The following is a 24,058-nucleotide window of genomic DNA, read 5'->3' on the forward strand; positions in this document are numbered from 1 at the left end:
CGCAGGGCCCTTGAGCGGCGAAATTGCTACTCAAGGGCCCTTTTCGTTGATAACACCTCAGAGCCTATTTGATCTTGAGCTCGCCACCCCGGGGACAACTTGGGACAGGAGCAGCCTCCCACCGGCTACATCGCGAAGGTCGACATCGCGGGTTTCCCTCGCGCGGACCTGTTCTGGTCCAGCCCGTCGTGTCCGCAATGGACCGACGCGCGCGGCGTGAAGCGCGACTTCGACCGCCCCACCCAGGGCGTCACGTTCGACATCGCCCGGGGTCCGGCCGCGACCGACCGGGCAGCTGCGCGGGCGCGGGCGTTGATGGAGGAGGTCCGGCGGTATTGCGGGCGATGCGGCGTAAGGGCCGGCCGGCACTGGCATTGCCGGTGCTCATCGGGTCACCTCCACCAGGTCGTATCGGGTGTGCAGCTCGGTCCAGTCGGCGTGGTGCCGGCCATCAGGGGTGTGCCAGCGGCCGTCCGGGCCGGGGCACCACTGGCGCATCAGGTCGTCGCGGACGGTGGGCCGGTCGCCCGGCGCCGGCCTCCCACCGAGCCCGGCCGCCAGCCACACCCGCGCCCGCCGCGCGGTCTCGGTGGTGGTCACGACCGACCACCGGCCCGCTGCTGCCCGGCCCGGCGCACGCACCACGCCTTGACTTCGGCAGCTGGCGAGGTCCTGTCGATGGCCAGGTCGCGGTCGAACTCGCGCGCCTGCACGGCCTGCTCATGGCGCCCGATCGACGGGGGCAGGACTCCGCCCCACCCGGGCAGTACGCACATGCCGGTCCAGCGGTCGAACCCGACGAGGACCCCGTTCGCGGTGGGTTCGAGCGCCGGCGCCACGCCCGGGGCGCCGCCGATCGGCAGATACGGCCGGGGCAAGGCCACTGTCACGTCGCCGATCTCCTGCTCGTTCGTCATCCCAACGACGCCCTGGCCAGAGAGGTGAAAGGACACGAGGTTGAGGTAGGTCATCGCTTGTTTCCCTTCCGGGAGGTCTAAGTGGTCTTCGGAGCCGCGAGGCGAATGGGGTGCTGGGCCTCGGCAGCGGAATTGGTTGAGCGCGGCATGAAGCGCCCACGCGGGCTCGCTCGGAACCGGGTCCGGCGCGGCCACAGGTAGGGGTGGGGTTGTCGCGGCGCAGCACCACCGCGCCGGTGCCGGACGGGGTGGACATGCCGAGCACAACCAGGTGGGGCCAGGCTGCCTCCGCATGTCGGCCACCAGATGGAGGCACCATCGAGGAACGCAGACAACCGCCGGCTGACCAACAACAGACCCGACGGTGGGGACCACACGTCACGCACGGCAGCGAACGACCAGGCGATTCGGACTCGGCAGATGATCACGCACACGGGCTCTGAGCTGGGAAGACCCAACTCCCACGTCCTCGGGGTCAAAGGGTCGCAGGTTCGAATCCTGTCAGCCCGACCGGATCGGCCACGTTCACGCAGGTAAACGTGGCTTTTTCATGCCCCGGGTATGACTCAGCCCGGGGGCTGACCACATTTTGCCCACATGCCCCGGGGCTGATCATCACGCCGCCATGCTCGTGGCGTCGCCTTCCGGTGGAGGTCCAGGACGTCGGCCAGCTCGTCGAGGGGGTCCGGGAACAGTTGCCCGTAGACGTTGAGCGTCATCGCCGCCTCGGCGTGCCCGAGCATCTGCTCCACGACCCGCGCGACATCGTGGCCCAGCTGCCAGTCGCGGAGACGAGAGACGACAAATTCGTCGGCACGCGTGATGCCATGATCACCCTCGATGGCACTCCCGCTGGACCTGTTGTCGTACAGATCAGCCAGGCGCTTCCGGACCGATCACCCGCACTCGGCTCGGATCGGGCCACTCGGCAGGTGTCTGGTCGAAGTACACGTACTCGAGACAGCTCAGCCTGCCGTCGTCGGCAAACAGGATCACTTGCCCTGGGAGCTCATCGCCGACCGGCAGAACCTCGAGCTCAGACGGCACAAGTCTCGAACTCACCCGTGCAATCGGCGCGGCGTCTCCCGCCCGCAGATCGACCGAGGGACAACCGCAATCACAGCGCCCGACGACGACGGCAGACGTCGATTGTTCTCGCAGCTGCGCCGCACCGACGAAGTCGGGCGAGAGCACGAGGTCGAGCATCACCCGTTCCTGCGCGGTGAGCGGCCTCGGCGGATCGATCTTCACCCGGTCAAGCCTGCCCTGTCCGACCGTTCGCCTTCAACCAAACGCCTCGAACCGCACGTCAAGCGCAAGCCGGCCATTCCGGGGCCGCGCCACCATCGGCCGGATCGCGCGGGGCCGCCTCCGGTAACCATGCGACCGGCCGACGGCCGACCACAAGAAGCCTCGCCGGACGGGCGGGTCTCCGAGACAGCGAGCACATCGTGTTCACGAATGTCTTGAAGCCGGCTCAGCCCGCGACGCTGATCCGATCGCCGCCACGCACCAAGCGGATCGGGCCGTCGAAAGCCGAGGCGGCGGAAGTGCGCAGCTGCTCAAGCCAAGAAGCCTCGCCGGAAGCGAAGTGGGTCAAGGCCAGCGAACGAGCCCCCGATCGAGTCGCGATCGCCCCGGCATCAAGAGCGCTCAGGTGACCATGATCCGTGACATCCGGCGCGTTCAACGTGGCCTCCGCCAGCAACAAATCCGCATCCGCCGCCAGCTTCACCGCGGCGTCGGTCATGCCGGTGTCCCCCGTGTAAGCCAGAACAGCCCCGCCCGACTCGACGCGGATGCCGCAGTTGGGGAGGACGTGGCGGAGTTCGTGGAGGCCGATGGTGGCGTCGCCGACCTCGAAGCGGTCGCCCGGCTGGTATTCGCGGACGTCGAAGGCCCGCTCGAAAGCCTTGTCCAGCAAGGGCATCGTGGTGACGGGGAAGAGGGCGGCCCAGCGGGTGAAGACCTCGGTGGCGTCGGCGGGGACGAACAGGGGCACGCGGCGCAGGGAGGCGCAGCGGGCGGCGGGGCCGCCGGGGAACGTCAGGGTGGCCGACAGCAGGGACTTGCCGATGGGCAGCAGGTCGTAGCAGTGGTCGGCGTGCAGGTGGCTGATGACGACGCCGTCCAGGTCCGTCGGGTCGCAGACCGCGGAGAGGGCAGTCGCGACGCCGGGGCCGCAGTCCAGGAGAAGCCGCGCCGATGCGGTTTCGACGAGGTAGCCCGAACTGGCTTGGCCGTCGGCCGGCATTCCGGACCGGCAACCGAGGACGGTGAGGTGCATGTTCGCTTTCCGATCTGCTGGTGTTCGCAGGGCTTCCGCGCAGCATGACCGGTCCGGACCACCGGAACAGCCCGGCGAGGGAAAGAGCTACCGCACGATTGGCACTGCCTATCGAGCACCGCTCACACGTCGAGGACCAACTGCGCCGAACGGGACCGGGAGACGCAGATCATCATCGACTTGCCCGGCGCGCGGAACAGACCCGGCCCGGGTCCTCGCGCAGCACCGCGATCCAGCGAGTACTGCCGCGTGTCGCCCGGCCGCACCTCGACGTCGATGTGCGCGCCCGGCGTCCACGCCGGCAGTCCGTCGCCGCTCAGCGCGAACGACACCACGTCCCCGGCCTCCGTCGTCCTGGCCATCACCCGTACCTGCCGCACGTGTCCTCCTCCGCGTCGTGATGCGTCCAGAGTGGGCACCGCGCGCGGGCGAGAGGGCCTCCTTCGACGATTTCGACTCGCCTGATCGGAAATTGCAATAGACTCGCCTCAGCACGAATCGGTGCACCGATTCCGTTTCGCAATGGCACGATAAAAAACCCTGATAACACCGTCGTCGAAAGCGATCGACAACCGCTCACAACAGACCATTTCCCCAGGTCAGAGCAAGTACAAAAGCGCGACGCAGCCTGGCCTGCCGTTCATCCTCCGGACATTCCGGCGTGCTCCAATTCGCCGGCATCAGCGAGGAGATCGAAGGGACATTCGGTGGGCCACATCCGGGTTCGAGGAGCAACCAAGCGTTTCGGTGCCGTGACCGCGGTCGACGGGGTGACGCTGGACATCGCCGACGGCGAGTTCCTCGTGCTGCTCGGGCCGAGCGGGTGCGGCAAGTCCACGCTGCTGCGCGCCCTCGCGGGGCTGGCCCCGCTCACGGCCGGGCAACTCGAGCTCGACGGCCGCGACATCACCCACACCCCGCCGCGCGAGCGCGACCTGGCGATGGTGTTCCAGAGTTACGCGCTCTACCCGCACCTGTCGGTGGAGCGCAACATCGGCTTCCCGCTGCGCGCCCGGCGCGAGTCCCGCAAGGACGTGCGGCGCAAGGTCGGCGAGGTCGCCGCGACGCTGGAGCTGTCCGAGCTGCTGCACCGCCGTCCGCGCGAGCTCTCGGGCGGGCAGCGCCAGCGCGTCGCCCTCGGGCGGGCGCTCGTGCGCGACCCCGGCGCGTTCCTGCTCGACGAGCCACTGTCCAACCTGGACGCGAAGCTGCGGGCCTCCACCCGCTACGAGCTCGTGGAGCTGCACCGCCGGCTGGGCACCACGTTCGTCTACGTCACCCACGACCAGGTGGAGGCGATGACGATGGCCACCCGCATCGCGATCCTCAACCAGGGCCGGCTCGAACAGATCGGCACCCCGGCCGAGGTCTACGACGAGCCGGCGTCGGAGTTCGTCGCCGGCTTCCTCGGCTCCCCGCCGATGAACCTCTTCCCCGCCACCGTCGTCTCGCGCAGCGGCGAGCTCGTCGCTGTCGCGCCCGGCCTCGAAGTCCCGCTGGGCCGCCGCGGTGAAATCCCCGACACCGAGGTCGTCCTCGGCATCCGTCCCGAGCACCTGCGCCCGCACGGCCCGCGCCCGGCTCTGCACGGTGTCGTGCGGCTGCTGGAGAACCTCGGCGGCGAGGAGATCGCCCACCTCACCGTCGGTTCCGCGCGCGTGTGCGTGCGCGGCCCCCGCCCGCTCGGCCTGGAGCCCGGCGACGAGGTGGGGCTCGCCACCGAACCCGCCCACGTCCACGTGTTCCACCACACCACCGGCCGTCGCCTGCGCTGGCAGGACAACCACGCCGACGCCGCCCTCCCCTCCGAAGAAACAGAACAAGGAGTTCCCGCATGAGAATCCCCCGTTCCCGCGCCGGCGGCCTGCTCGCGCTCGCCGCGCTGCTGGGCGTGTCGGCCTGCGGCGTCGGCACGCCGACCGCCTCCCAACCGTCCACTGTGGCCCAGGCCCCGCAGCTGGCCCCCGGCCAGCAGGTCTCGATCGTGTTCGAGAGCTACAACTTCGGCCTCGCCGGCACCTGGACCGACACGTTCAACGAGCTCATCGGCCAGTTCGAGAAGAAGTTCCCGAACATCAAGGTCACGCCGCAGAAGCCCAACGGAAGCGACCCGAACCCCGCCCACAACTCCACCTCCAGCGTGCAGACCGAGATCGCCGCCGGCAACCCGCCGGACGTCGCGCAGCTCGGCTTCGACACCCTCGCCTTCGCCGCGGGCCAGCTCGGCGCGCAGCCGCTCGACGACCTGTTCGGCAAGAGCGAAATCGACTCCGAGTTCGGCGGGCAGTTCCCCTACGCGAACGCCATCCGCACCATCGGCAACGTCGACGGCAAGACCTACGGCGTGCCGTTCGTGCTCTCCACGCCGGTGCTCTACTACAACGCCACGCTCTTCAAGCAGGCCGGACTAAACCCCGACAACCCGCCGAAGACGTGGGCCGAGGTCCAGCAGGACGGCGCCAAGATCAAGCAGGCCACCGGCAAGGACGGCGCGTACGCCGACTGCCTCGTGCGCTCCGCGAGCGACTGGTGCTTCCAGAGCCTCGTGCGCTCGGCCGGCGGCCGCGTGCTGTCGCAGGACCGCAAGCAGCTGACCTACGACCAGGCGCCGACCGTGCAGGCCGTGAAGCAGATGCAGGACATGGTCACCGCGGGTGCCATGCCGAAGCTCAGCCAGGTGCAGGCCACCGCCGCGTTCCCGCGTGGTGACCTCGGCATGATGCTGGAGAGCAGCGCCGCGCAGGGCGGGTACCTCAAGGGCGCCCAGGGCGCAGGCTGGGAGCTGCGCGCCGCGCCGATGCCGAGTTTCGGGGACAAGCCGACCGTGCCCACCAACTCCGGCGCCGCGCTGTACGTCTTCTCCAAGGACCCCGCCAAGCAGCGCGCCGCGTGGGAGCTCATCAAGTTCCTGACCAGCGCGGGGGCCTACGACGTGATCACCAGCAAGATCGGCTACCTGCCGCTGCGCCTGGGCCTGCTCGACGACCCGGCCCACCTCAAGCCGTGGGCGGACAAGAACCCGATGATCAAGCCGAACGTGGCCCAGCTGCAGCACATCGAGCCGTGGGTCGCCTTCCCGGGCACCGGCTTCCAGCAGATCCGCGACACGATGATGGACGCCGTCGAGAAGTCCGTGTTCCAGGGCGCCGACCCGCAGACGTCGCTCACCGCCGCGGCGAAGCAGACCGCGTCGCTGCTGCCCGGCGGCGGCAAGTGAGGCTCACGGCTCCCGAGCTGACCCTGATCCAGCTGAGCGACCCGCACATCTGCGCCGAAGGCGAGCTCCTGCATGGGGCCGTCGACACCTTCGCCACGCTGGACACCGCGCTCGGGACGATCCTGTCGTCCCGAGCGCGGGTCCACGGCCTGCTGCTCACCGGCGACCTCGCCAACGAGGGCAAGCCCGAGGCGTATCGGAGGCTCGCCTCGGCACTGGCGCCGGCGGCGGCCGAGCTCGGCGCGGAAGTCGTGTACGCCATGGGCAACCACGACGAGCGCGCCGCGTTCCGCCGGGAGCTGCTGCCCGAGTCGCCGGACCCGATCGCCGCGGTGGACTCGGTTCACCGCATCGAAGGCGTCCGGGTCGTCGTGCTCGACAGCAGCACGCCGGCCCGGCCCGACGGGCGGCTCGAGCCCGCCCAGCTGGAGTGGCTGCGCGACGAGCTGGCGAGCCCGGCCCCACGCGGCACGATCCTGGTGGTGCACCACCCGCCACTCCCCTCGCCTGTGCCGTCGGCGCACCTGCTCCGGCTGCACAACGCGGACGACCTGGCGGCGGCGCTGGCGGGCACGGACGTGCGGATGATCGTCACCGGCCACGCCCACCACACCGGCTGCGGGTCGCTGGCGGGGATCCCGGTGTGGGTCGGGCCGGCGCTCGCCTACCGGTCGGATCCGCTCCCGCCGCCGGGCCGGATGCGCGGGCGGGTGGGCGCGGGGATCAGCCGCATCGACCTGATCGACGGGACGTTCGTCGCCACCGCGGTCGAGATCGGCGACGCGCCGGTGGTGTACGACGAGGACAAGGAGGAACGCGTGCGCTACGCCCTGGACAAGTTCTTCAAGGACGGGTGAACGATGTTCGTCGAAATCCCGGCACCCGTGGTGGTGGTCCCGGCGCGCGTGGCTCGGCCGGCGCTGGTGCGGCGGCTCCTGCGCGGGGCGCCACCGTACCTTTACCTCCTGCCGGCGTTGGCCCTGCTGGTGATCTGGACCTACCGCCCGCTCGTGCAAACCGCGCAGCTGTCGTTCTTCTCCTGGAACCTGTTGCCCACCCAGCCGGCGACACCGGTGGGGCTGGGCAACTACGTGCGGTTGTTCCAGCTGCCCGCCGTGGGCCAAGCCGCGCTGCGAACCCTGGAGGTGATCGGGGGCCTGATCCCGTTCACACTCCTGGTCCCGGTGCTGGTCGGCCTGCTCGGCCAGCGCGTGCGGGGCCGGGCACGCGCGGTGTACCAGGCGCTCGTGTTCGCCCCGCTGCTGGTCGCGCCCGTAGCCAGCGCAACCGTGTGGGAGTGGCTGCTCGAACCGTCGGGCGGCGCGGTGAACCGCGTGCTGGGCACCCACGTGAACTGGCTGCACGACACCACGTGGGCGCAGCCCGCGATCATCCTGGTGACCGGGTGGCACCTGATCGGGTTCGCGGTGCTCGTGGTGTCCGCGGGGCTGTCCAACATCAACAGCGACTACAGCGAGGCGGCCATGATCGACGGCGCCTCCCGCGGCCAGATCACCCGCTGGATCACGCTGCCGCTGCTGTCGCCGACGCTGGTGTTCCTGGCGCTGATGACGGTGCTGCTGTCGGCGCAGTGGACCTTCCCGCTGATCGACACGATCACGCAGGGCGGCCCGTCGGGCGCCACCACGAACGTCTACTACCTGCTGTGGGACTACAGCTTCCACAGCTTCGACGCCGGGCTCGGCACGGCGGCGGGGATGGTGCTGTTCGTGGTGTTCGGCATCATCGCCGCGGGGCTCGTTTTGCTCAGCGAGAAACTGTCCGTCCACGACGACTGAGGAGGCGTCCATGGTGGATTTCGTTCCGGGAGCGAGCTCGCGCCTGCGGGCCCTGCCCGGGCACCTGGCGCTCGGTGCGCTGGGCGTGCTGTGCGTCTTCCCCATCTACTGGCTCTACGCGACTTCGCTGCGCCGGCCCGACCAGGTGCTGTCGCTCTCGCCCATCCCGTGGCCGCTCTCGCTCGGCAACTACGCCGAGGCGATCCAGCTGGTCGACATCCCGCAGCTGCTGATCAACACGACGCTGGTGGCGCTGCTGACGGCGCTCGGACAGCTGCTCACCGGCCTGCTGGCGGCGTACGCGTTCGCCGGCTGGACCTTCCCGCTCAAGCGGCTGTGCTACCTGCTGTTCGTGGGCACCTGGCTCGTGCCGTTCCAGGTGACGATGCTGCCCAACTACGTGCTGCTGCTGCAGCTGGGCCTGCTCAACACCCTCGGCGGCGTGGTCGTGCCGAACCTGTGCTCGGCACTCGGCGTGATCCTGCTGCGCCAGCACCTCGACGGCTTCCCCAAGGAGCTCCTGGAGGCGGCCAAGATGGACGGCCGCTCCTCCTGGCGGACCTTGTGGACGGTCGTGGTGCCGAACCTGCGGGCCCCGCTCGCCGCGCTGGCGATCCTGCTGTTCGTCACGGCCTGGAACGAGTACTTCTGGCCCGCGATGGTGCTGCAGCGCAGCAACGACGTGCTGCAGCTCGGGCTGCGCAGCTTCATGATCAGTGAGGGCGGCCAGGGCACCTACTGGGGACCGCTGATGGCGGTGGCCGGCCTGGCGTGCCTGCCGATCTTCGCGCTGTACCTGGTGCTGCGCCGCCACATCGTGAACGCGTTCGTGCGCTCCGGTCTGAAATGAGACGCGGCGAACCCACTGGATGGGCGCACCCGCGGCATCGGTGTCGTCGGCCTGGTCGTCATGATCTGATCGACTTGTGTGATGGCGGGCTGGAGAACGGGCCGACGGCGTCGAGACATTCCAGAAACGAATCCCGCAGCCGATCGTCCTGATCGTCACGCCACACCACGTAAAGGTCGACGGCGGGCACGGGATCGTAGAGCGGAACCGCGACCGTGCGCGCGCCACCCGCGACGGCCCCGGCGAGCATCGCCCGCGAGATCGACGCGAAACCCACGAGGGATCGTGCCGTCACCAGGATCTCGGTCGTAGCCGGGTGATCGATCTCGTGCACGACGTCGAGCCCGATGCCTGCCTCGTCGGCGGCCCGGACGATGGCGTCGTACATGGCCGGGCACAGATCCCGTTCGAACAGCACGCACGGTTGGCCGGCCAGCTCGGCGAAGGGCACCCCGGGGCGCCCGGCCCACTTGTGCCGCTGCCGCACGACGGCGACGAGCGAAAGCCGCATCAAACGCCGGTAGCGGAACTTCGCCGTGGCCGGACGGCCGTAGACGAGCGCCACGTCGAGCGCGCCGCGCTCGAGCGCCTGAAGCTGCGGCCCGGTCCGCTTCTCCTCCAGCACCACGGCCACCTCCGGGTGGTCGGCCTGCATCTTCTCCATGACCGAGGGCAGGACGTGTTGCGCCGCGGGGAAGTTGTAGCCGACGCGGATCGTGCCGGAGCGACCGGCGGCAGCCTCGCGGACGGACCGCCCGGCCTGCTCGACCAGGCGCACGAGCTCACGCGCCTCGGCTTCGAACGCCTGCCCCGCCCGAGTCAGGTGCACCGCGTGGGTCGTCCGCGCCACCAGTTCCACGCTGAGGGTGCGCTCGAGACGTTGCAGCTGCTGGCTCAGCGATGGCTGGGTGAGGTGCAGCTTCAGGGCGGCGCGGCCGAAGTGCAGCTCGTCCGCAAGCGCCAGGAAGGCCAGCACGTGCCGGTACTCCATCACCACCTCCGCGACCCGTGGTCCGTCATCTTCACCCGCCAAGGCGAACACGCCGTGAACGGACCTCGAACCCGGGCGGGGCATAGCGGATCTCAAGGGTGCCGGAGCCGGCGGCAAGTGGTCCGCCAGGTCGCACGCATCGGGAGCAGCCCGCCGTGATCACCGGCCTGCTGGAGAAGTTCCTCGCCTGAGGCTCACGCGATGCGCGCCTCCGCCCGCGCGGGCGCGTGGAACGGCCCGGCGGCCTCCAGGCAGTCGAGGAACGCCGTGCGTGGGCTGTGCGGCCCGTCGCCTTCGCGCCAGACGGCGTAGAGGTCGATCATCGGGACCGGGTCGTAGAGCTGGACCCACGTCGGGCGCACGCCGCCGGCGGTCCCGATGCCGAAGATGCCGCGTGACACCGACGCGAAGCCCACCAGCGGCTTGACCGAGACAAGGATGCCCGTCGCCACGGGGTCGTCGACCACGTGCGCGACCCTGAGCCGCACGCTCGCACGCTCGGCCGCGGTCATGATCGCGTCGTACATCGCCGGGCACTTCTCGCGGGAGAACAGGATGCACCCCTGCCGGGCGAGCTCGGCGAACGGCACGCCCGGCCGGCCGGCCCAGCGGTGCCCCTGACCGACGATGGCGATCATCGGCAGACTCATCAGGCGCCGGTGGCGGAAATCGCTGGTGACGGGGTGCCCGTAGACGAGCGCGACGTCGAGCTCCCCCTCCGCCAGCGCGGCGAGCTGCGCCCCGGTGCGCTTCTCCTCGAGCTTGACCGACAGCTGCGGGTGCTGCACGTGCATCATCGCCATCGTCGCCGGCAGGATGTGCTGCCCGGCCGGGAAGTTGTAGCCGACGCGGACCGTTCCCGTCCGCCCCGCGGCGGCCTCGCGGGCCGAGTCCGCTGCCTTCTGCGCCTGCGCCATGATCGCGCGGGCGTCCACCGCGAACGCCCGCCCGGCCGAGGTCAGCCGCACCTCGTGCGACGTCCGGTCCACGAGCTGGACCTCCAGCGTCCGCTCGAGCCGCTGCAGCTGCTGACTCAACGACGGTTGCGTCCGGTGCAACCGCGCCGCAGCTCGCCCGAAGTGCAACTCCTCGGCGACTGCGAGAAAGCCCTCCAAGTGCCTGAACTCCATTTCCTGCCTCCGCACAGTTGTGGTCGCCAGCGTCGTCCACTCGTGAGAACGGGCGGTGAACCTCCGTTGCTGGCCGCAAGGCACCCGGATTAGATGCTGGTGCCACGAGCGGGCTCACCCCGCACGCAAACACTGAAGTCCACTGTGGACTCAGAGCTCAGAGGCTCTCGGTGAAGAAGCCCGCCAGTTTGTCCACCGCCGGGCCCACGTAGCGCTCCTTGTCGTAGAGGTCGACGTGGCTCGCGCCTTCGACATGGTGCAGTTCCTTGGGACCCGTGGCCTTCAGGAACGCCTCGACACTCATCCACGCGGTGATCGCGCGCGTGCCGACGATCATCAGCAGCGGGCGAGGGCCGATCAGCGGCACGGCGGCGAAGGCGTCGAACGTGGCGAACTTGTCGACGCTCGTCCAGTCGAAGAACTCGGCCGAGCGCGGGTGGTGTCCGCGCGCGGTGCGGTAGTACTCGAAGCCCTCCGCGCCGTGCTCCCCGCCGAGGGCGCGGGCCTGTTCGACCGTCTCGGGGAACAGCGTGAGCGGCGCGGGCTTCTCGCCGGCGGCCGCCACGGTGCGGGCGTGGGCGGCGGCGCCCAGCATGCCTTCGAACACGGCCGGGTCCTGCGCACCGTCGGCGCCCAGGCGGAACTGGCGGGCGATGTCGGCGCCGCTGACGGTCGCGACGGCCTTCACCCGGCGGTCGCTGCCGGTGGCCGACAGCACGTAGCCGCCGGACGCGCAGATGCCGAGCTCACCGATGCGGCCGGCGTCCACTTCGGAACGGGTGGTCAGGAACGACACGGCGGCCTTGAAGTCCTCCACGCGCTGCGCGGGGTCTTCGAGGCCGCGCGGCTCGCCGCCGCTCTCGCCCTGGAAAGCGGCGTCGAACGCCAGCGTGACGAACCCGCGTTCGGCCAGGCGGGCCGCGTAGAGACCGGCGGCCTGTTCCTTCACGCCGCTGCCTGGGTGGCCGACGATCACGGCCGGGCTCGGGCCGTCGGCCTCGGCCGGGACGTAGAGGTGGCCGGCGAGCCGGACGCTAGCGCTGTCGAAGGTGACGTCGATCTTCGGCACGGGGTGCTCCCTGGGGGAATCTGTGCCCGGCGGGGTGCCGGGGCCTGGCTCCACGATCCGGCCGTGTCCGCGGGTCCACCAGAGACGGGTTTCCGGGTGGTCAAGATCCTGGCCCTCTTGCGCGCGGCAGGCCGGGCGCAGAATGAACGCATGACCACTCCGTCCGGCTCCGCGCGGCTCGGCGACTTCCTCAAGGCGCGCCGCGCCCAGCTGACCCCTCGCGACGTCGGGCTGCCCGAAACCGGCACCCGCCGCAAGGTCGCGGGGCTGCGCCGCACCGAGGTCGCACAGCTGGCGGCCATCAGCGTCGAGTACTACACGCGGCTGGAACAGGGCCGCGTCCAGGCGTCGGCGACGGTCCTCGCCACGCTCGCACGCGCCCTGCTGCTCGACGACGACCAGCAGACCTACCTCTACGACCTCGCCGGCAAGGCCGACGCCCGCCCGCGCCGCCGTCGCACGGTGCAACGGGTGCGGCCCGCCATCCGGCGCCTGCTCGACCAGCTCACCGAAACCCCCGCGATCGTCCTCGGCAAACGCCTCGACATCCTGGGGTGGAACACCGCGGCGACCGCCCTGTACGTCGACTTCGCCCAGGTGGCGCCCGCGCGGCGCAACTATGTGCACCTCATGTTCACCGAGCCGGCGTTCCGCGCCCTGCACCCGCACTGGCAGCACGACGCTCGTGTGGCCGTGTCGGCCCTGCGGATGGAGGCGGCCACCGATCCCGAGGATCCGGAGCTGGCCCGCCTCGTCGGCGAGCTTTCCGTGCAGAACGGCGACTTCCGCACGTGGTGGGTCGAGCACCGGGTCACCAGCGCGGGCTTCGGCACCAAGAACTACCGGCACCCGCTCGTCGGCGACCTCACGCTCGACTGCGACACCTGGCTCAGCCCCGACGGCTCCGGCCAGCGACTGATGGTCCTCACCGCCGAGCCCGGCACCCCGTCGCGCGACGCGCTGGACATCCTGCTGTCCTGGAACGCCGAACATTCGGCGGCCGAGCGATGACCTGGACCGCTTCGGAACTGGCTGCGCTTTCGGCTTCGGAGTCGCTGGAGCTCAGTGCGGGGTCCGATGGTGACGCCTGGGTGGAGGTCGGTTTCGTCCTCGTCGACGGCACGCTGTTCGTCCGCGCGTTCCGCGGTCCCGGCTCCCGGTGGTTCCAGGCCGCCTCGAACCACCGCCGCGGCCGACTCCGGGTCGCCTCGCTGAGCCGCGCCGTCGCGTTCGCTGCCGACGGCGAGGGTGCGGCCGAGATCGACGAGGCTTACCGCGCCAAGTATGGAGCCGCTTCGCTCGTTACCAATGCCCACGCTCGAGCCGCGACGCTCCGGATCACCCCGGCGTAGCGCGATCGGCCGGCAACGACAGGTCTCAGCAGTCCTGCTTGTCGACGCGGTCGACGAGCAGCGTCCGGATGAGACTCGCCGGTGCGGGAGGCGCGGGGTCGGGCCGGCCCCACGCCGTGATGGCCCCGGCGACGGCCTCGATCTGTTCCGTGGCCGGGGTTGTCGCGCCGGCGTCGAGGGTTTCGCGTAGCGCGGTGATGCCGTCGGTCGCGTCTTCGAGGGCGACGGCCGCGGGCAGTGCGGCCGCGGCCAGTCCGGCGAACGGCGGCGGATCCGCGAGGGCGGTCGTGACGGTGGCGCGGGTCTGGTGCACCGTGCGGTAAGTCTCGTCGCGGACGGCCTGGTACCCGGTCGGATTTCTGGTCGGCGCAACGGTTCGGCGGAGGTACACGACCACCTGGCGGGCGGTCGCGGCGAGATCGGCCTTGTCGGGCAAGGCGTACCGGCCGGGCCAAAGCCGGTAGCCGAACACGAGCGCGATCGCGCAGCCGAGCAGCGTGTCGGTGACGCGCACGAGCGGGAACTGCGCGTCCTCGGCCGCGATGCACGCGCTCAGCAGCGCCGAGGACGTGACCCCGACGACGCTCAGCGCGTACAGCCTGGGCGCCACCAGCACCGCGAAGCCGATCGAGACCGCGGCGACCGCCGCGATCGGCCAGCCGGACCCAAATCCCAGCAAGGCCGCCATCGCCACGAGCGCGCCGCCCACCGTCCCCGCCACGCGGTTGACCGTGCGCACGAACACCGTGCCGTACTCGGTGCGAACGACGACGGCGACCGTCAGCGGGAGCCAGTACCCGTGCCCTCGGTGGTGCACCAGCCCGGCGAGCAGTGTCGCGATGGCCATGCACCAGGACAGGCGCACGCCCGCGAACACCACCGATCGCCGGCCGAGGGTCCGCACTGCGGCGGCCGCGCGCTGTCGCAACGGGAATGCCACCACGACGTCGTGACTGCCGAACCCGGGGAGCCGACCGGACCGCACCTCGGCGGCGCCGCCCGTGCCGCGCTCGAGAGTTCGGGTGACGCCCGACCTTCGACGTAGTACGTAGCCGCGCGTGCCGCCGTCTCCTGCGCCGCGGCCAGCGCGATCAGCAGGTCCCGGTGCCGTCGCGGAGCTCTCAACCGGTGGTCGAGCACGGCGGCGTCGGCACCCGCGCTGCACGCCGCCAACTCGACCCGGAGCCGCGCCGCCGGCCCGGTCCCGACGGCGTCCAGGAGGTCCGCGCAAGCGCGGAACACCTCCGCGATCGCCTGCCGCTCGTGACTCCGCCGCCGCACCGCCCACGGCAGCAGCGCCGACACCGACACGATCGCGGTCGCCAGCAGGTACCACGCCGACTGCTCCCACCACGGCATCGTCACCCCGCTGAACTGCGCGAACGCCGTGCCGATCACGGCCATCACCGCACCGGCCGTGAACATCGGGCCCAGCGCCCCGACCATCCCGCAGACCAGCGCCACCCCGGCGGCGACGGCGACCTGACCCGCCAGGGCACCCGCCACGGCGCCGAGTCCCAGCCCGACCGCGGCACCCAGGCCCTGGCTCGTCAGGGCGAGGGCGCGGGTGCGGTACTCCCCCGCCGTCGCGAACACCACCGCGCAGGCCGCGCCGAAGTACATCAACCCGAGGGCGACGAGGTTCCCCGTCGCGGCACCGAGCGCCGCGCACACCCCGACGGCCACCACCGTCCGCACCGCCGGCACACCGCCCACGGCCGGTCCGAAGGCCGCCGCGCGCCGCACCGCGTCCCGGACGGAGGACGCGCCGATGGCTCCACTCACGTCCCCACCTCCCCGATCCGCAGCAGGAACATGCTAAGCGGGACCCGGCGTTTACTCCACTGTGGACGGACGCGGCCGGCAGGTCAGCACGTGAGGCTGCGCGCGAGGACGTCCTTGCGCACCTTGCCCATCGCGTTGCGCGGCAGCTCCGGCACCAGCTCCAGGCGCGTGGGCCAGTACCACTCCGTCATGCCGAGTGTGGCGAGGTGATCACGCAGGCCCGCGAGCGTCGGCGGCTCGGCAGCGGCCACGACGACCGCCGCGGGCAGCTCGCCGCCGGAGGTGTCCGGGTAGCCGACGAGCGCGACGTCGCGGACGGCCGGGTGCTCCAGCAGCACGGACTCCACGTCGGCCGCCGGGATCATGAGCACGCCGCCGATGCGGTCGGCGTCGCGGCCCAGGAGGCGGATGCCGCCGCGGCCGTCGGGGATCGCGAGGTCACCCGTGTCGTACCAGCCGTCGTCGTGGTCGGCCGCCACGGTGAGCTCACCGGTGTCCCGCCCGACGGTGGCCAGGCAGACGGTGGCACCCCGGACGTAGAGCCGGCCCGGCCGTTCCGCGGTGATTTCCCCCAGGTCGGACCGCAGGTCGAGTTCGCTGCCCCGGGAGATCCGGCCGACGCTGTGCAGCGCCCAGTCCGGCGGGTCGTCGGCCCGCATGAGGGTCCCGCCGGACTCGGTCATGCCCCAGCACGTGCGCAGCGGCACGCCCAGGACGCGGGCGACGTCGGCGACGAGCGCGGTGGGAGTCGCGGTGCCGAGCGTCGTCACGGTGCGCAGCCGGCCGGGCCGCGCGTACGGCAGCAGCTGGGTCAGGAACACCGGCGCGATCAGCAGCTGCGTCACGGCCGTCTGTTCGAGGTAGGCGCCGATGGCTTCGGGTTCCCAGCGGTCCGCGACGACCCCGCAGCCGCCGGTGAGCAACGGGCGCATGAGGCAGTGGAAGATGCCGCCGGTGTGGGTGAGGGAGTGCGGGGTGAAGAACCGCTCGGCCGGTCCCTGGTCGTCGGCCGTGATGTGTGCGGCGGCGGTGGCGTACTCGGTGTTGAGGGTGTGCAGCGCGCCCTTCGGCCGACCGGCGGTGCCGGAGGTGAACAGCACCAGGCAAACCTGGTCGGGGTCTGGCCGGGCGTCCTCCAGGGCGACGGCGTGCCGCGTTTCCCACGGTTGTTCGAAGTGCTTCGTGAAGTCGACCTCGTCCGCCGCGACCCGCGAGCCCAGCACGACCCGGTGCCGCAGCTTCGGCAGCCGCGGGACCATCTCCGCCAGGGCCGCCGCGTGATCGTAGCCGTCAAAGACGCCGGCCGTCACGCACACCGCCGCGCCGACCCGGGCGAGCACGCGCTCCAGCTCGCGCGACCGGATCGTCGGCATCACGGGCGCCACCAGCGCGCCGACCCGGAAACAGGCCAGCAGCAACGGATTGACCTGCCACACGTTCGGCAGCTGCACGGCCACGACCTGCCCCGGCCCCACACCCAGCTCGGTCAGCGCCCCGGCGTACCGCTCCACGCACCGCGCGTACTCGCGATAGGTCAACCGCGTCGTGTCGCCCGTCGCCGTCTGCAGCGCGATGAGGGCGGGCGCGTCCGGAGACTCGTCTCGCCACCGCACGAGGTCCTGCAGCGGATTTCCGTCCCGCCACACGCCTTCCGCGCGAAACCGGTCCACAACGGACGGTGGCGGCCGGAGGCTGAACACCGTCCGCCCCGGTCCTGGCGTGAACACGTCGGTGATGGCCGGCCCCTTCGGCTCGCAGGCGGTGAACAGTACGACCACGCTACGGTCCCCGCCCCACCCGGCCCGAGGCCCCGCCGGGCAAAGTTTTCCGGCCGACCGGGCAACGCGATCCGCCCTTCGCACGTATACGTCTCGAATCGAGGGGGAACGGATGCCCGATCCGACCGACGCCGAGATCAAGGCGGCCGGCCGATGGCTGGAGAAGCACGACGTCCCGGCGAGCCGGCTCACGCCGTTACTCGCGCGGCGGCTCGGCGTGCGCGCAGGTGCGCGACCCGGGCCGACGTGGTCCGGAATGCTCGCCGGCCTGCTGGTGATCGCGTTCGGCTCGTTCGCGATGCAGTTCTTGTCACTGCTGCCCGGAATCGACCACGACGACCTGCCTGAGGGCCGCGCCAACTTCTGCCTCTTCGCCGGACTGCAGCTCACCCTCTGGCTGCCCGTGCGGTGGGCCGACCGGCGAACCGCGGCCTGGCTCGGCGCCCCGACACCCGCGCAGCGACCTTCGTGGCACGAGGTGCTGAACGGGTGGTACGTCGCGGCCGCCGTGGTCACATTCGGCGGCGGCGCCGGCCTGGCGGTGGCGATGGTCGTGTCGTCCGGCAGCGTCTGGGCGCTGTTGTGGCTCGGGCTGCTGACGCTCGGCGCGGCCGTGGTGGCGGCAGTGCTGATCGACGTGCTGACGCGGCCGGTGCTCGCCGACGACGAGCTCTCCCGCTCCGTCGACGGAATCCTCCGCCGTAACGAGCCCTACTTCGCGCTGCCGGCGTTCTACGCGCTACCGGTGGTCGCCGACCTGGCGACGACCAACCGCCAGCCGCCCGGGTTCGTCCCGTGGCTGATCGTGTACGTAGTGGTCGCCGTCGGCGCGCAGGCGGCAGGGCTGGTCCGGCACCGGCGCCGGGCCCTGACCGTGGCCGCCTGAAGCGATGGCGGGCGTCTCGGACCGGAAGCTGTGCCCGAGCTGCTCGCCGAGGCCGAAGTAGTGGCGGAAGTTGTAGATCAGCGGGCTCCACTTCGCGGGATCCACGTGCTGGGTGCCGGGCACGACCAGCTCCGGCGCGCAGTGCACCCGCAGCACGTCGGCCTCGATGACGAGGAACCCGGCGCGCTCGCGGATGGCGGCCGCGCGGGCTTCCAGCTGCAGCGGGCATTCGGCGATGCGCGGCGGCCGGACCAGCTCGGCCGGTTGTGGCCGCAGACCGGCCGCGGCGAACTTGTCGGGCTCGTGCCGGAACCGGTCGCGTTTGTGCTCGGGTACCGGGTCCGCGCCCGTCAGCGGGGCGAGCCGCTCCACCGCGGCCCACTGGCCGGGGCCGGGAAGGTTGATCACGAGGTCGGGACGCGAGGTGAGGTTGCGCGCGCCGTGGCCGCTGCGGGCCAGCCCGAGCACCACGACCTCACCGAGCGCCCAGGCCGACGACATCGGCGTGATGTTCGGGGAGCCGTCGGCGTTTTCTGTGGTCAGCAAGGCGACCGGTGTGCCGAAGTACAGGATGCTGGGGGCAATCGCGACATGATCGTTCACGAGCGCCCACGCTAGGGCGCGGCGCTTCGGCCCCGGCCGAAGCGATCGGCGGCCTCAGAACTCCTCGGCGATCGACGACCAGAAGCGCAGTGCCGCTCGTTCCATCTCCAGCCCGAGCCGCAGCGGGATCATGCGGCGCGCGTACTGGGGCTCGGAACCGAAGCGGCGCTGCATGTCCTCGTACACGGAGATGCGTTCTTCGTGCTGTTTGATCTGCTCGCGCGCCAGGTTCACGATGTTGCCGGAGTCGCCGAGCTCGTTGAAAAAGAGCTTCATCTCGGCGATGTCGCGCATCTCGAAATGCTCGTGCGTGGGCGCGGCGAGCCACGCCCGCACGGCTTCGCGGCCTTCGTCGGTGAGGCTGTAGACCTTGCGCCGGCGCCCGGTCTGCTCGGTCTCGACCTCCAACAGCCCCATGCGCTCCAGCCGCTCCGGCTCCGAGTACAGCTGCGCGTGGGGGAAGGACCAGAAGTACCCCACCGAGTGCCCGACGGCGCGCTTGAGGTCGTACGGCGTGGACGGGCCACGCAGCCCGATCGTCCCCAGCACGACGTACGAAGTCGTGCTCAACCGTCCGCTTGACATGCCCTCGACCCTACCGTAATTTCGCCCATAGTCCGAAACAGACGATTCGATTCGGACCATTGATCTCCGGATCTCCGGGAGTGAGAGTGCGCCGATGGACTTGGTGAAATCCTTCCGCTGGACAGCCGAGCGGTACCCGCATCGCCGGGCCGTGGGTGGCCGGCATCCGATGACCTACGCCCAATGGGACGACCGCACTGACCGCCTGGCCGGTGCGCTGACCCGGCTGGGCGTGCGCCCGGGCGACCACGTCGCGCTCCTCCTCGCCGGCGGGGAGCCGCTCGCGAGCCTGCACCTCGCCGTGCAGAAGACCGGGGCGATCTCCGTTCCGCTGTCCACGCGGTTCAGCGCCGACGACGTGGCCTACTGCCTGCGCGACTGCTCCCCCGCCCTGCTGATCACCGACAACACCACCGACACCACGGTCGCCGGCATCGCCGAGCTGCCGGCCCGCGCATACTCCGGAGCGGCGCTGGATGCACCCGACCGGGTGACGCCGCTGGCGCGGCTGCTCGACTCCCCCGCGCCGAAGCACCAGCCGGCCGATGGCGACACGAGCGTCATGCTCTACACGTCCGGCACCACGGGCCGGCCGAAAGGTGTGCCGCGCCGCCACTCCGCCGAGCACGCGGCCGCGGTGGCGCACCTGATCCAGACCCAGCACCGCCCTGGCGAGGTCGCGCTCGGCGTGATGCCGATGTTCCACACCATGGGCATGCGCGCGCTGCTGGCCAGCATCCTCGCGGCGGGCACCTGGGTGCCGCAGGAGAAGTTCGACGCCGAGGAGTCGCTGGAGCTCATCACCGGGGAAGACGTGAGCGCGCTCTACCTGGTGCCCACCGCGTACTGGTCGCTGGTCCACACAGGACGGCTGGCCGAAGCGAAGTCCGTGCGGCGGCTGGCCTACGCGGGCGCGTCGATGACGCCCGCGCTCGCCGAACGGCTCGACGCCGAGCTGCACCCGGAGGTGTTCGTCAACCACTTCGGCAGCACGGAGATCTACACCTTCACGATCGGGCCCGACGTGCGCCGCAAACCGGGCTGCGCCGGCCGCGCCGGGGTCTTCTCCCGCGTCCGCCTGGTCAGCCCGGCCGAGGGCGCGTCACCGGACGACCTCGTGGCACCGGGCGAACCGGGCCAGGTGGCGGTGTCGCTCGAGAGCCCGGAGGCGTTCAGCGGGTACTGGCACCGGCCCGACGCCGACGCGAAGTCGCTGCGCGCCGGCTGGTACTTCACCGGCGACCTCGCGACCGAGGACGAGGACGGCGACCTGTGGGTCGCGGGCCGTGTGGACGACATGATCAACTCCGGCGGCGAGAACATCTACCCCGAGGACATCGAAGACGCCCTCGTGCGCTGCCCGGCCGTCGCCGAGATCGTGGTCGCCGGGCTCCCCGACGACCGTTGGGGCAGCGCGGTCACGGCGTTCGTCGTGCCCTCGGCCGGGTACCGGCCCGAGGAAACGCTGGCACAGCTGGAGTCCTACGCGCGGGAACACTCGGGACTGCCGTCGCTGAAACGGCCCAAGCGCTACCTGGCCGTGGCCGGCATCCCCAAGTCGGCCGTCGGCAAGATCCTGCGCCGCGAGCTGACCGCGGGCCACTACCGCCGGCTGGCGCAGCTCGTGCCGGGCAAGGAGCGCGCATGACGGCGGCCCGCATCGAAGACGTTCCCTTGCTGTGCGGCAAGGGGAAGTTCCTCGACGACCTCGACCCGATGCGCGGCTCGCTGGTCGCGGCGGTCGTGCGCAGCCCGCACCCGCACGCGCGCATCCGGTCCGTCGAGCTGTCGCGCGCCCGGGCGCACCCGGGCGTCGCGGTGGTCCTCGGCCCGGACGACGTACTCGCGGCGCTGAAGCCGTTCCCCCTCTCGCTCAAGACACCGATCCGCTACTACCCCACCGGGACCGACAAGGTGCGATTTGTCGGCGAGCCCGTGGCCGTCGTCGTCGCGACCGACCGCTACACGGCCGAGGACGCGGCGGAACTAGTCGAAGTGGACTACGAGCCGCTGCCGCCCGTGGTCGACTCCACGCGCGCGATCGCCGAGGACGCACCGTTGCTGCACGAGGAGCTGGGCAGCAACGTCGCCACCGACCGCACGTTCAGCTTCGGTCCCGTCGACGAGATCTTCGCCGCCGCCGCGCACGTGGTGACCGGCGAATACCGGTTCCCGCGCTACACCTCGGCGCCCATGGAGTGTTACTCGGTCGTCGCGGAGTGGCTTGAGGACGCCGACGGACCGGGTGTCACCGCGTGGGCCAACTTCCACGGGCCGTTCTCCATGGTCCCGGTGCTGGCGGCGGGCCTCGGGCTGCCGACGTCGCGAGTGCGGCTGCGCGTGCCCGCGGACATCGGCGGCAGCTTCGGCATCAAGTCGGGCATCTACCCCTACGTCGCGCTGATGGCCTTGGCCAGCAAGCACTGCGGCCGGCCGGTGCGCTGGACCGAGGACCGCGTGGAGCACCTGCTGTCGAGCTCGGCGGGTTCGGACCGGTGGATGCGGTTCGAGGCGGCCGTCGACGCCGACGGCAAAGTCGAGGCCCTGCGCGCCGACCTCGTCGACAACGTCGGCGCGTACCTGCGCCCGCCCGAGCCCAGCACGCTCTATCGCTGCTTCGGCAACATCACCGGCGCGTACGGCATCGGCGCGGTGGCGATCCGGGCCCGGGCGGTGGTCACGAACAAGACGCCCACCGGCCTCAACCGCGGCTTCGGCGGCCAGCAGCTCTACTTCGGGCTCGAGCGGATCATGGACCGCGTCGCCCGCGAGCTCGACCTTGACCCCGCGGAGATCCGGCGGCGCAACCTGATCCAGGCCGGCTCGTTCCCGTACCACACGCCCAGCGGCGGCGTGTACGACTCGGGCGACTACCCGCGGGCGTTCGAGCTGGCCCTGCGCAACGCCGACTACGAGAAGCTGTGCGAGCGCCGGCGGCAGGCTCGTGAAGTCGGCGAGTACTTCGGCATCGGCATGGCGACGATCGTCGACCCGTCGGCGACCAACATCGGCTACGTCGGTCTCGCCACCCCGGCCGAGCAGCGCGCGAGCGGGCGCGGGAAGTCGGGCAGCACGGAGCACGTCCGGATCAGCGTCGACCCGCAGGGCGTGGTGTCGGTGCTGCTGGGCACGGTGCCGCAGGGCCAGGGACACGCCACGGTCGCGCGCCAGCTCGTGGCCCAGCGGCTGGGGCTACCGCAGGAGTCCGTGCGGCCGGTGGTCGAGATGGACACGGCCACCACACCGTGGACGATCACCTCCGGCAGCTACTCCTCGCGCTTCGCTCCCCTGCTCACCAGCGCGCTCGTCGCCGCGGCCGACACGATCGCCGAGACGATCCGGGCCGCGGCCGGCGTGCTGCTCGACACGGATCCCGCCGGGCTGGAGCTGGCCGACGGGTTCGTGCGCGAACGCGACGCACCCGATCGGCGCGTGGCCTTCCGGCACGCCGCCGGGTTGGTGCACTGGGACCCCGGGTCACTGCCGGAAGGGGTGCCGGCGCGGCTGTACGAGGAGGCGGCGTTCAACCCGCCCCAGGCCAAGGCACCGTCCACAGGGGACCAGATCAACTCCAGCCTGTGCTACGGATTCGTCGCCGAGCTGGTCGCGGTGCGGATCGACCCGGTGAGCCTCGCCGTGGAGGTCGAGCTGGTGTCCACAGTGCACGACGCCGGCACGATCCTGAACCCGAAGCTGCTGGAGGGCCAGGTGCACGGGGCGCTCGCGCACGCCCTCGGCGGCGCGCTCTACGAAGAGCTCCGCTACGCCGATTCGGGCCAGCCCACGTCGGCGACCTTCATGGACTACCTCTGCCCCACCAGCGCGGAAGCCAGCTACCCGCTGATCAGCGACCACCTCGAGACGCCCTCTCCGTTCACCACGCTCGGCGCGAAGGGCTGCGGCGAGGGCTCGAGCATGAGCCTGCCGGTGGCGATCGCCAACGCGGTCACCGACGCGCTCGGCGTCGAGGTCACGACCCTGCCCCTGCACGGCAACGTCGTGCACGAACTACTGGAAAGGAAGGCCTGATGGCGCTCACCGGAGGCGAGATCCGGCTCGGCCGCACCCACGACGGGCAGGTCGCCGAGCTGACGCTCTCCCACGGCCGCTTCACGATCATCACGTGGGAGATGCGGCAGCGGATGGCGGAGCTGTTCGCCGAGATCGACGCCGACGACGACGTGCGCGTGGTGGTGCTGAAGTCCGACGGCGAGCACTTCTCCTCGGGCGGCGACATCCCCGGCTTCATGGAGGTCGAGCCGGTCGGCTTCACCGACCTCGGCCACAACGTCACCGCGCCCGCGCGCAGCAGGAAGATCGTGGTCGCGGCCGTCGACGGCTACTGCTTCGGCGTGGGCCTGGAGCTCGTGCTGTCGACGGACATCCGGCTGGCCACGCCGCGCAGCCGGTTCGCGCTGCCCGAGATGAAGCTCGGCATGATCCCCGGCAGCGGCGGCACGCAGCGGCTCGCGCGGCTGATCGGCCTGTCGCGCGCCAAGTTCCACATCCTCACCGCCGAGCGGATCACCGGCGAACAGGCGCTGGACTGGGGCCTGGTGGCCAAGCTCGCGGCCGACCGCGACGAGCTCTACGCGGAGACGGACAAGGTCGTCGAGACGCTGCTGGGCTACTCCCCCATGGCGGCGCGCACCGCCAAGGAGGTGCTCGACAAGGGCGTCGACGGGCCGCTCTACACGGGCATCGAGCTGGAGCGCAAGGCGTACGCGATGCTGCGCGCGAGCCAAGACTTCGCCGAGGGCGTGGCGGCGTTCACCGAGAAGCGGCCCGCGAAGTTCCAGGGGCGCTGAG

The 24,058-nt window shown here is 71.1% G+C and carries 24 protein-coding genes; 10 read left to right on the forward strand and 14 right to left on the reverse strand.

Going from position 1 to position 24,058, the window contains the following annotated elements:
- Positions 1-384 precede the first annotated feature (384 nt).
- The 6 genes from AB0H62_RS19215 to AB0H62_RS19240 all read right to left on the reverse strand — a co-directional run bounded on the left by AB0H62_RS19215 (position 385) and on the right by AB0H62_RS19240 (position 3,566).
- Complete coding sequence (locus AB0H62_RS19215) at positions 385-600, reverse strand: hypothetical protein (protein ID WP_220240998.1); 216 nt, start codon at positions 598-600, stop codon at positions 385-387.
- Positions 597-971, reverse strand: a complete 375-nt coding sequence (locus AB0H62_RS19220; RefSeq protein ID WP_220241000.1) for a hypothetical protein — start codon at positions 969-971, stop codon at positions 597-599. The genes AB0H62_RS19215 and AB0H62_RS19220 overlap by 4 nt, the downstream gene beginning before the upstream one ends.
- Positions 972-1,483: 512 nt before the next feature.
- On the reverse strand, positions 1,484-1,669 hold the full coding sequence (locus AB0H62_RS19225; protein ID WP_255638051.1) for a hypothetical protein: 186 nt from the start codon (positions 1,667-1,669) through the stop codon (positions 1,484-1,486).
- A 121-nt stretch (positions 1,670-1,790) separates the two neighbouring features.
- Positions 1,791-2,168 (reverse strand): hypothetical protein, encoded by a 378-nt coding sequence (locus AB0H62_RS19230; protein ID WP_220241002.1) that lies wholly within the window; start codon positions 2,166-2,168, stop codon positions 1,791-1,793.
- Positions 2,169-2,394: 226 nt separating this feature from the next.
- Positions 2,395-3,204: an MBL fold metallo-hydrolase gene (locus AB0H62_RS19235; protein ID WP_360587206.1), complete on the reverse strand. Its 810-nt coding sequence runs from the start codon at positions 3,202-3,204 to the stop codon at positions 2,395-2,397.
- Between the two features lie 122 nt (positions 3,205-3,326).
- Positions 3,327-3,566 (reverse strand): hypothetical protein, encoded by a 240-nt coding sequence (locus tag AB0H62_RS19240; RefSeq protein WP_360587207.1) that lies wholly within the window; start codon positions 3,564-3,566, stop codon positions 3,327-3,329.
- Positions 3,567-3,911: 345 nt separating this feature from the next.
- Here AB0H62_RS19240 and AB0H62_RS19245 point away from each other — a divergent pair, with 345 nt between their 5' ends.
- Genes AB0H62_RS19245 through AB0H62_RS19265 form a run of 5 tightly spaced genes read left to right on the forward strand, consistent with a single transcriptional unit; the run spans position 3,912 to position 9,070 of the window.
- On the forward strand, positions 3,912-5,042 hold the full coding sequence (locus tag AB0H62_RS19245) for an ABC transporter ATP-binding protein (protein WP_360587209.1): 1,131 nt from the start codon (positions 3,912-3,914) through the stop codon (positions 5,040-5,042).
- On the forward strand, positions 5,039-6,421 hold the full coding sequence (locus AB0H62_RS19250) for an ABC transporter substrate-binding protein (protein ID WP_220241009.1): 1,383 nt from the start codon (positions 5,039-5,041) through the stop codon (positions 6,419-6,421). Before AB0H62_RS19245 ends, AB0H62_RS19250 begins: the two co-directional genes overlap by 4 nt.
- Positions 6,418-7,278: a metallophosphoesterase gene (locus AB0H62_RS19255; protein WP_220241011.1), complete on the forward strand. Its 861-nt coding sequence runs from the start codon at positions 6,418-6,420 to the stop codon at positions 7,276-7,278. The genes AB0H62_RS19250 and AB0H62_RS19255 overlap by 4 nt, the downstream gene beginning before the upstream one ends.
- Before the next feature lie 3 nt (positions 7,279-7,281).
- Positions 7,282-8,220 carry a sugar ABC transporter permease gene (locus tag AB0H62_RS19260; protein ID WP_360587211.1) on the forward strand — a complete coding sequence of 313 codons (939 nt, stop codon included), beginning with the start codon at positions 7,282-7,284 and terminating at the stop codon, positions 8,218-8,220.
- 10 nt (positions 8,221-8,230) lie between these two features.
- Positions 8,231-9,070: a carbohydrate ABC transporter permease gene (locus AB0H62_RS19265; protein ID WP_220241015.1), complete on the forward strand. Its 840-nt coding sequence runs from the start codon at positions 8,231-8,233 to the stop codon at positions 9,068-9,070.
- A 58-nt stretch (positions 9,071-9,128) separates the two neighbouring features.
- Here the strand turns inward: AB0H62_RS19265 and AB0H62_RS19270 are convergent, their stop codons facing one another.
- The 3 genes from AB0H62_RS19270 to AB0H62_RS19280 form a co-directional block, all read right to left on the reverse strand.
- On the reverse strand, positions 9,129-10,061 hold the full coding sequence (locus AB0H62_RS19270) for a LysR substrate-binding domain-containing protein (protein WP_360587213.1): 933 nt from the start codon (positions 10,059-10,061) through the stop codon (positions 9,129-9,131).
- 194 nt (positions 10,062-10,255) lie between these two features.
- On the reverse strand, positions 10,256-11,191 hold the full coding sequence (locus tag AB0H62_RS19275; RefSeq protein ID WP_220241018.1) for a LysR family transcriptional regulator: 936 nt from the start codon (positions 11,189-11,191) through the stop codon (positions 10,256-10,258).
- A 157-nt stretch (positions 11,192-11,348) separates the two neighbouring features.
- Entirely contained in the window at positions 11,349-12,260 is a 912-nt protein-coding gene (locus AB0H62_RS19280) for an alpha/beta hydrolase (RefSeq protein WP_255638053.1), read from the reverse strand.
- Between the two features lie 150 nt (positions 12,261-12,410).
- On the opposite strand from AB0H62_RS19280, the gene AB0H62_RS19285 reads away from it, so the two are divergent.
- Both AB0H62_RS19285 and AB0H62_RS19290 read left to right on the forward strand, forming a co-directional pair.
- Positions 12,411-13,271: a helix-turn-helix domain-containing protein gene (locus AB0H62_RS19285; protein ID WP_360587216.1), complete on the forward strand. Its 861-nt coding sequence runs from the start codon at positions 12,411-12,413 to the stop codon at positions 13,269-13,271.
- Positions 13,268-13,612, forward strand: a complete 345-nt coding sequence (locus AB0H62_RS19290) for a DUF2255 family protein (protein ID WP_220241024.1) — start codon at positions 13,268-13,270, stop codon at positions 13,610-13,612. The genes AB0H62_RS19285 and AB0H62_RS19290 overlap by 4 nt, the downstream gene beginning before the upstream one ends.
- A gap of 25 nt (positions 13,613-13,637) precedes the next feature.
- Here AB0H62_RS19290 and AB0H62_RS19295 read toward each other — a convergent pair whose 3' ends face one another.
- The 5 genes from AB0H62_RS19295 to AB0H62_RS19315 form a co-directional block, all read right to left on the reverse strand.
- Positions 13,638-14,459 carry an FUSC family protein gene (locus AB0H62_RS19295; RefSeq protein ID WP_360587218.1) on the reverse strand — a complete coding sequence of 274 codons (822 nt, stop codon included), beginning with the start codon at positions 14,457-14,459 and terminating at the stop codon, positions 13,638-13,640.
- On the reverse strand, positions 14,393-15,397 hold the full coding sequence (locus AB0H62_RS19300; RefSeq protein WP_360587220.1) for an FUSC family membrane protein: 1,005 nt from the start codon (positions 15,395-15,397) through the stop codon (positions 14,393-14,395). The genes AB0H62_RS19295 and AB0H62_RS19300 overlap by 67 nt, the downstream gene beginning before the upstream one ends.
- Positions 15,398-15,480: 83 nt before the next feature.
- Positions 15,481-17,175, reverse strand: coding sequence for an AMP-binding protein (locus tag AB0H62_RS19305; protein WP_360587222.1), 1,695 nt, complete (start codon positions 17,173-17,175; stop codon positions 15,481-15,483).
- A 739-nt stretch (positions 17,176-17,914) separates the two neighbouring features.
- Positions 17,915-18,664 (reverse strand): flavin reductase family protein, encoded by a 750-nt coding sequence (locus AB0H62_RS19310; protein ID WP_360587224.1) that lies wholly within the window; start codon positions 18,662-18,664, stop codon positions 17,915-17,917.
- A gap of 54 nt (positions 18,665-18,718) precedes the next feature.
- Positions 18,719-19,249, reverse strand: coding sequence for a PadR family transcriptional regulator (locus AB0H62_RS19315; RefSeq protein WP_220241033.1), 531 nt, complete (start codon positions 19,247-19,249; stop codon positions 18,719-18,721).
- A 94-nt stretch (positions 19,250-19,343) separates the two neighbouring features.
- Here AB0H62_RS19315 and AB0H62_RS19320 point away from each other — a divergent pair, with 94 nt between their 5' ends.
- Genes AB0H62_RS19320 through AB0H62_RS19330 form a run of 3 tightly spaced genes read left to right on the forward strand, consistent with a single transcriptional unit; the run spans position 19,344 to position 24,057 of the window.
- A complete protein-coding gene (locus AB0H62_RS19320) occupies positions 19,344-20,897 on the forward strand; it encodes an AMP-binding protein (RefSeq protein WP_220241034.1) in 1,554 nt (517 codons plus the stop codon).
- Positions 20,894-23,278, forward strand: a complete 2,385-nt coding sequence (locus AB0H62_RS19325) for a xanthine dehydrogenase family protein molybdopterin-binding subunit (RefSeq protein WP_360587227.1) — start codon at positions 20,894-20,896, stop codon at positions 23,276-23,278. Before AB0H62_RS19320 ends, AB0H62_RS19325 begins: the two co-directional genes overlap by 4 nt.
- Positions 23,278-24,057: an enoyl-CoA hydratase/isomerase family protein gene (locus tag AB0H62_RS19330; RefSeq protein ID WP_360587229.1), complete on the forward strand. Its 780-nt coding sequence runs from the start codon at positions 23,278-23,280 to the stop codon at positions 24,055-24,057. Before AB0H62_RS19325 ends, AB0H62_RS19330 begins: the two co-directional genes overlap by 1 nt.
- Position 24,058: the final 1 nt, after the last annotated feature.

This window comes from Amycolatopsis sp. NPDC050768, from assembly GCF_040654155.1.
Lineage (GTDB): Bacteria > Actinomycetota > Actinomycetes > Mycobacteriales > Pseudonocardiaceae > Amycolatopsis.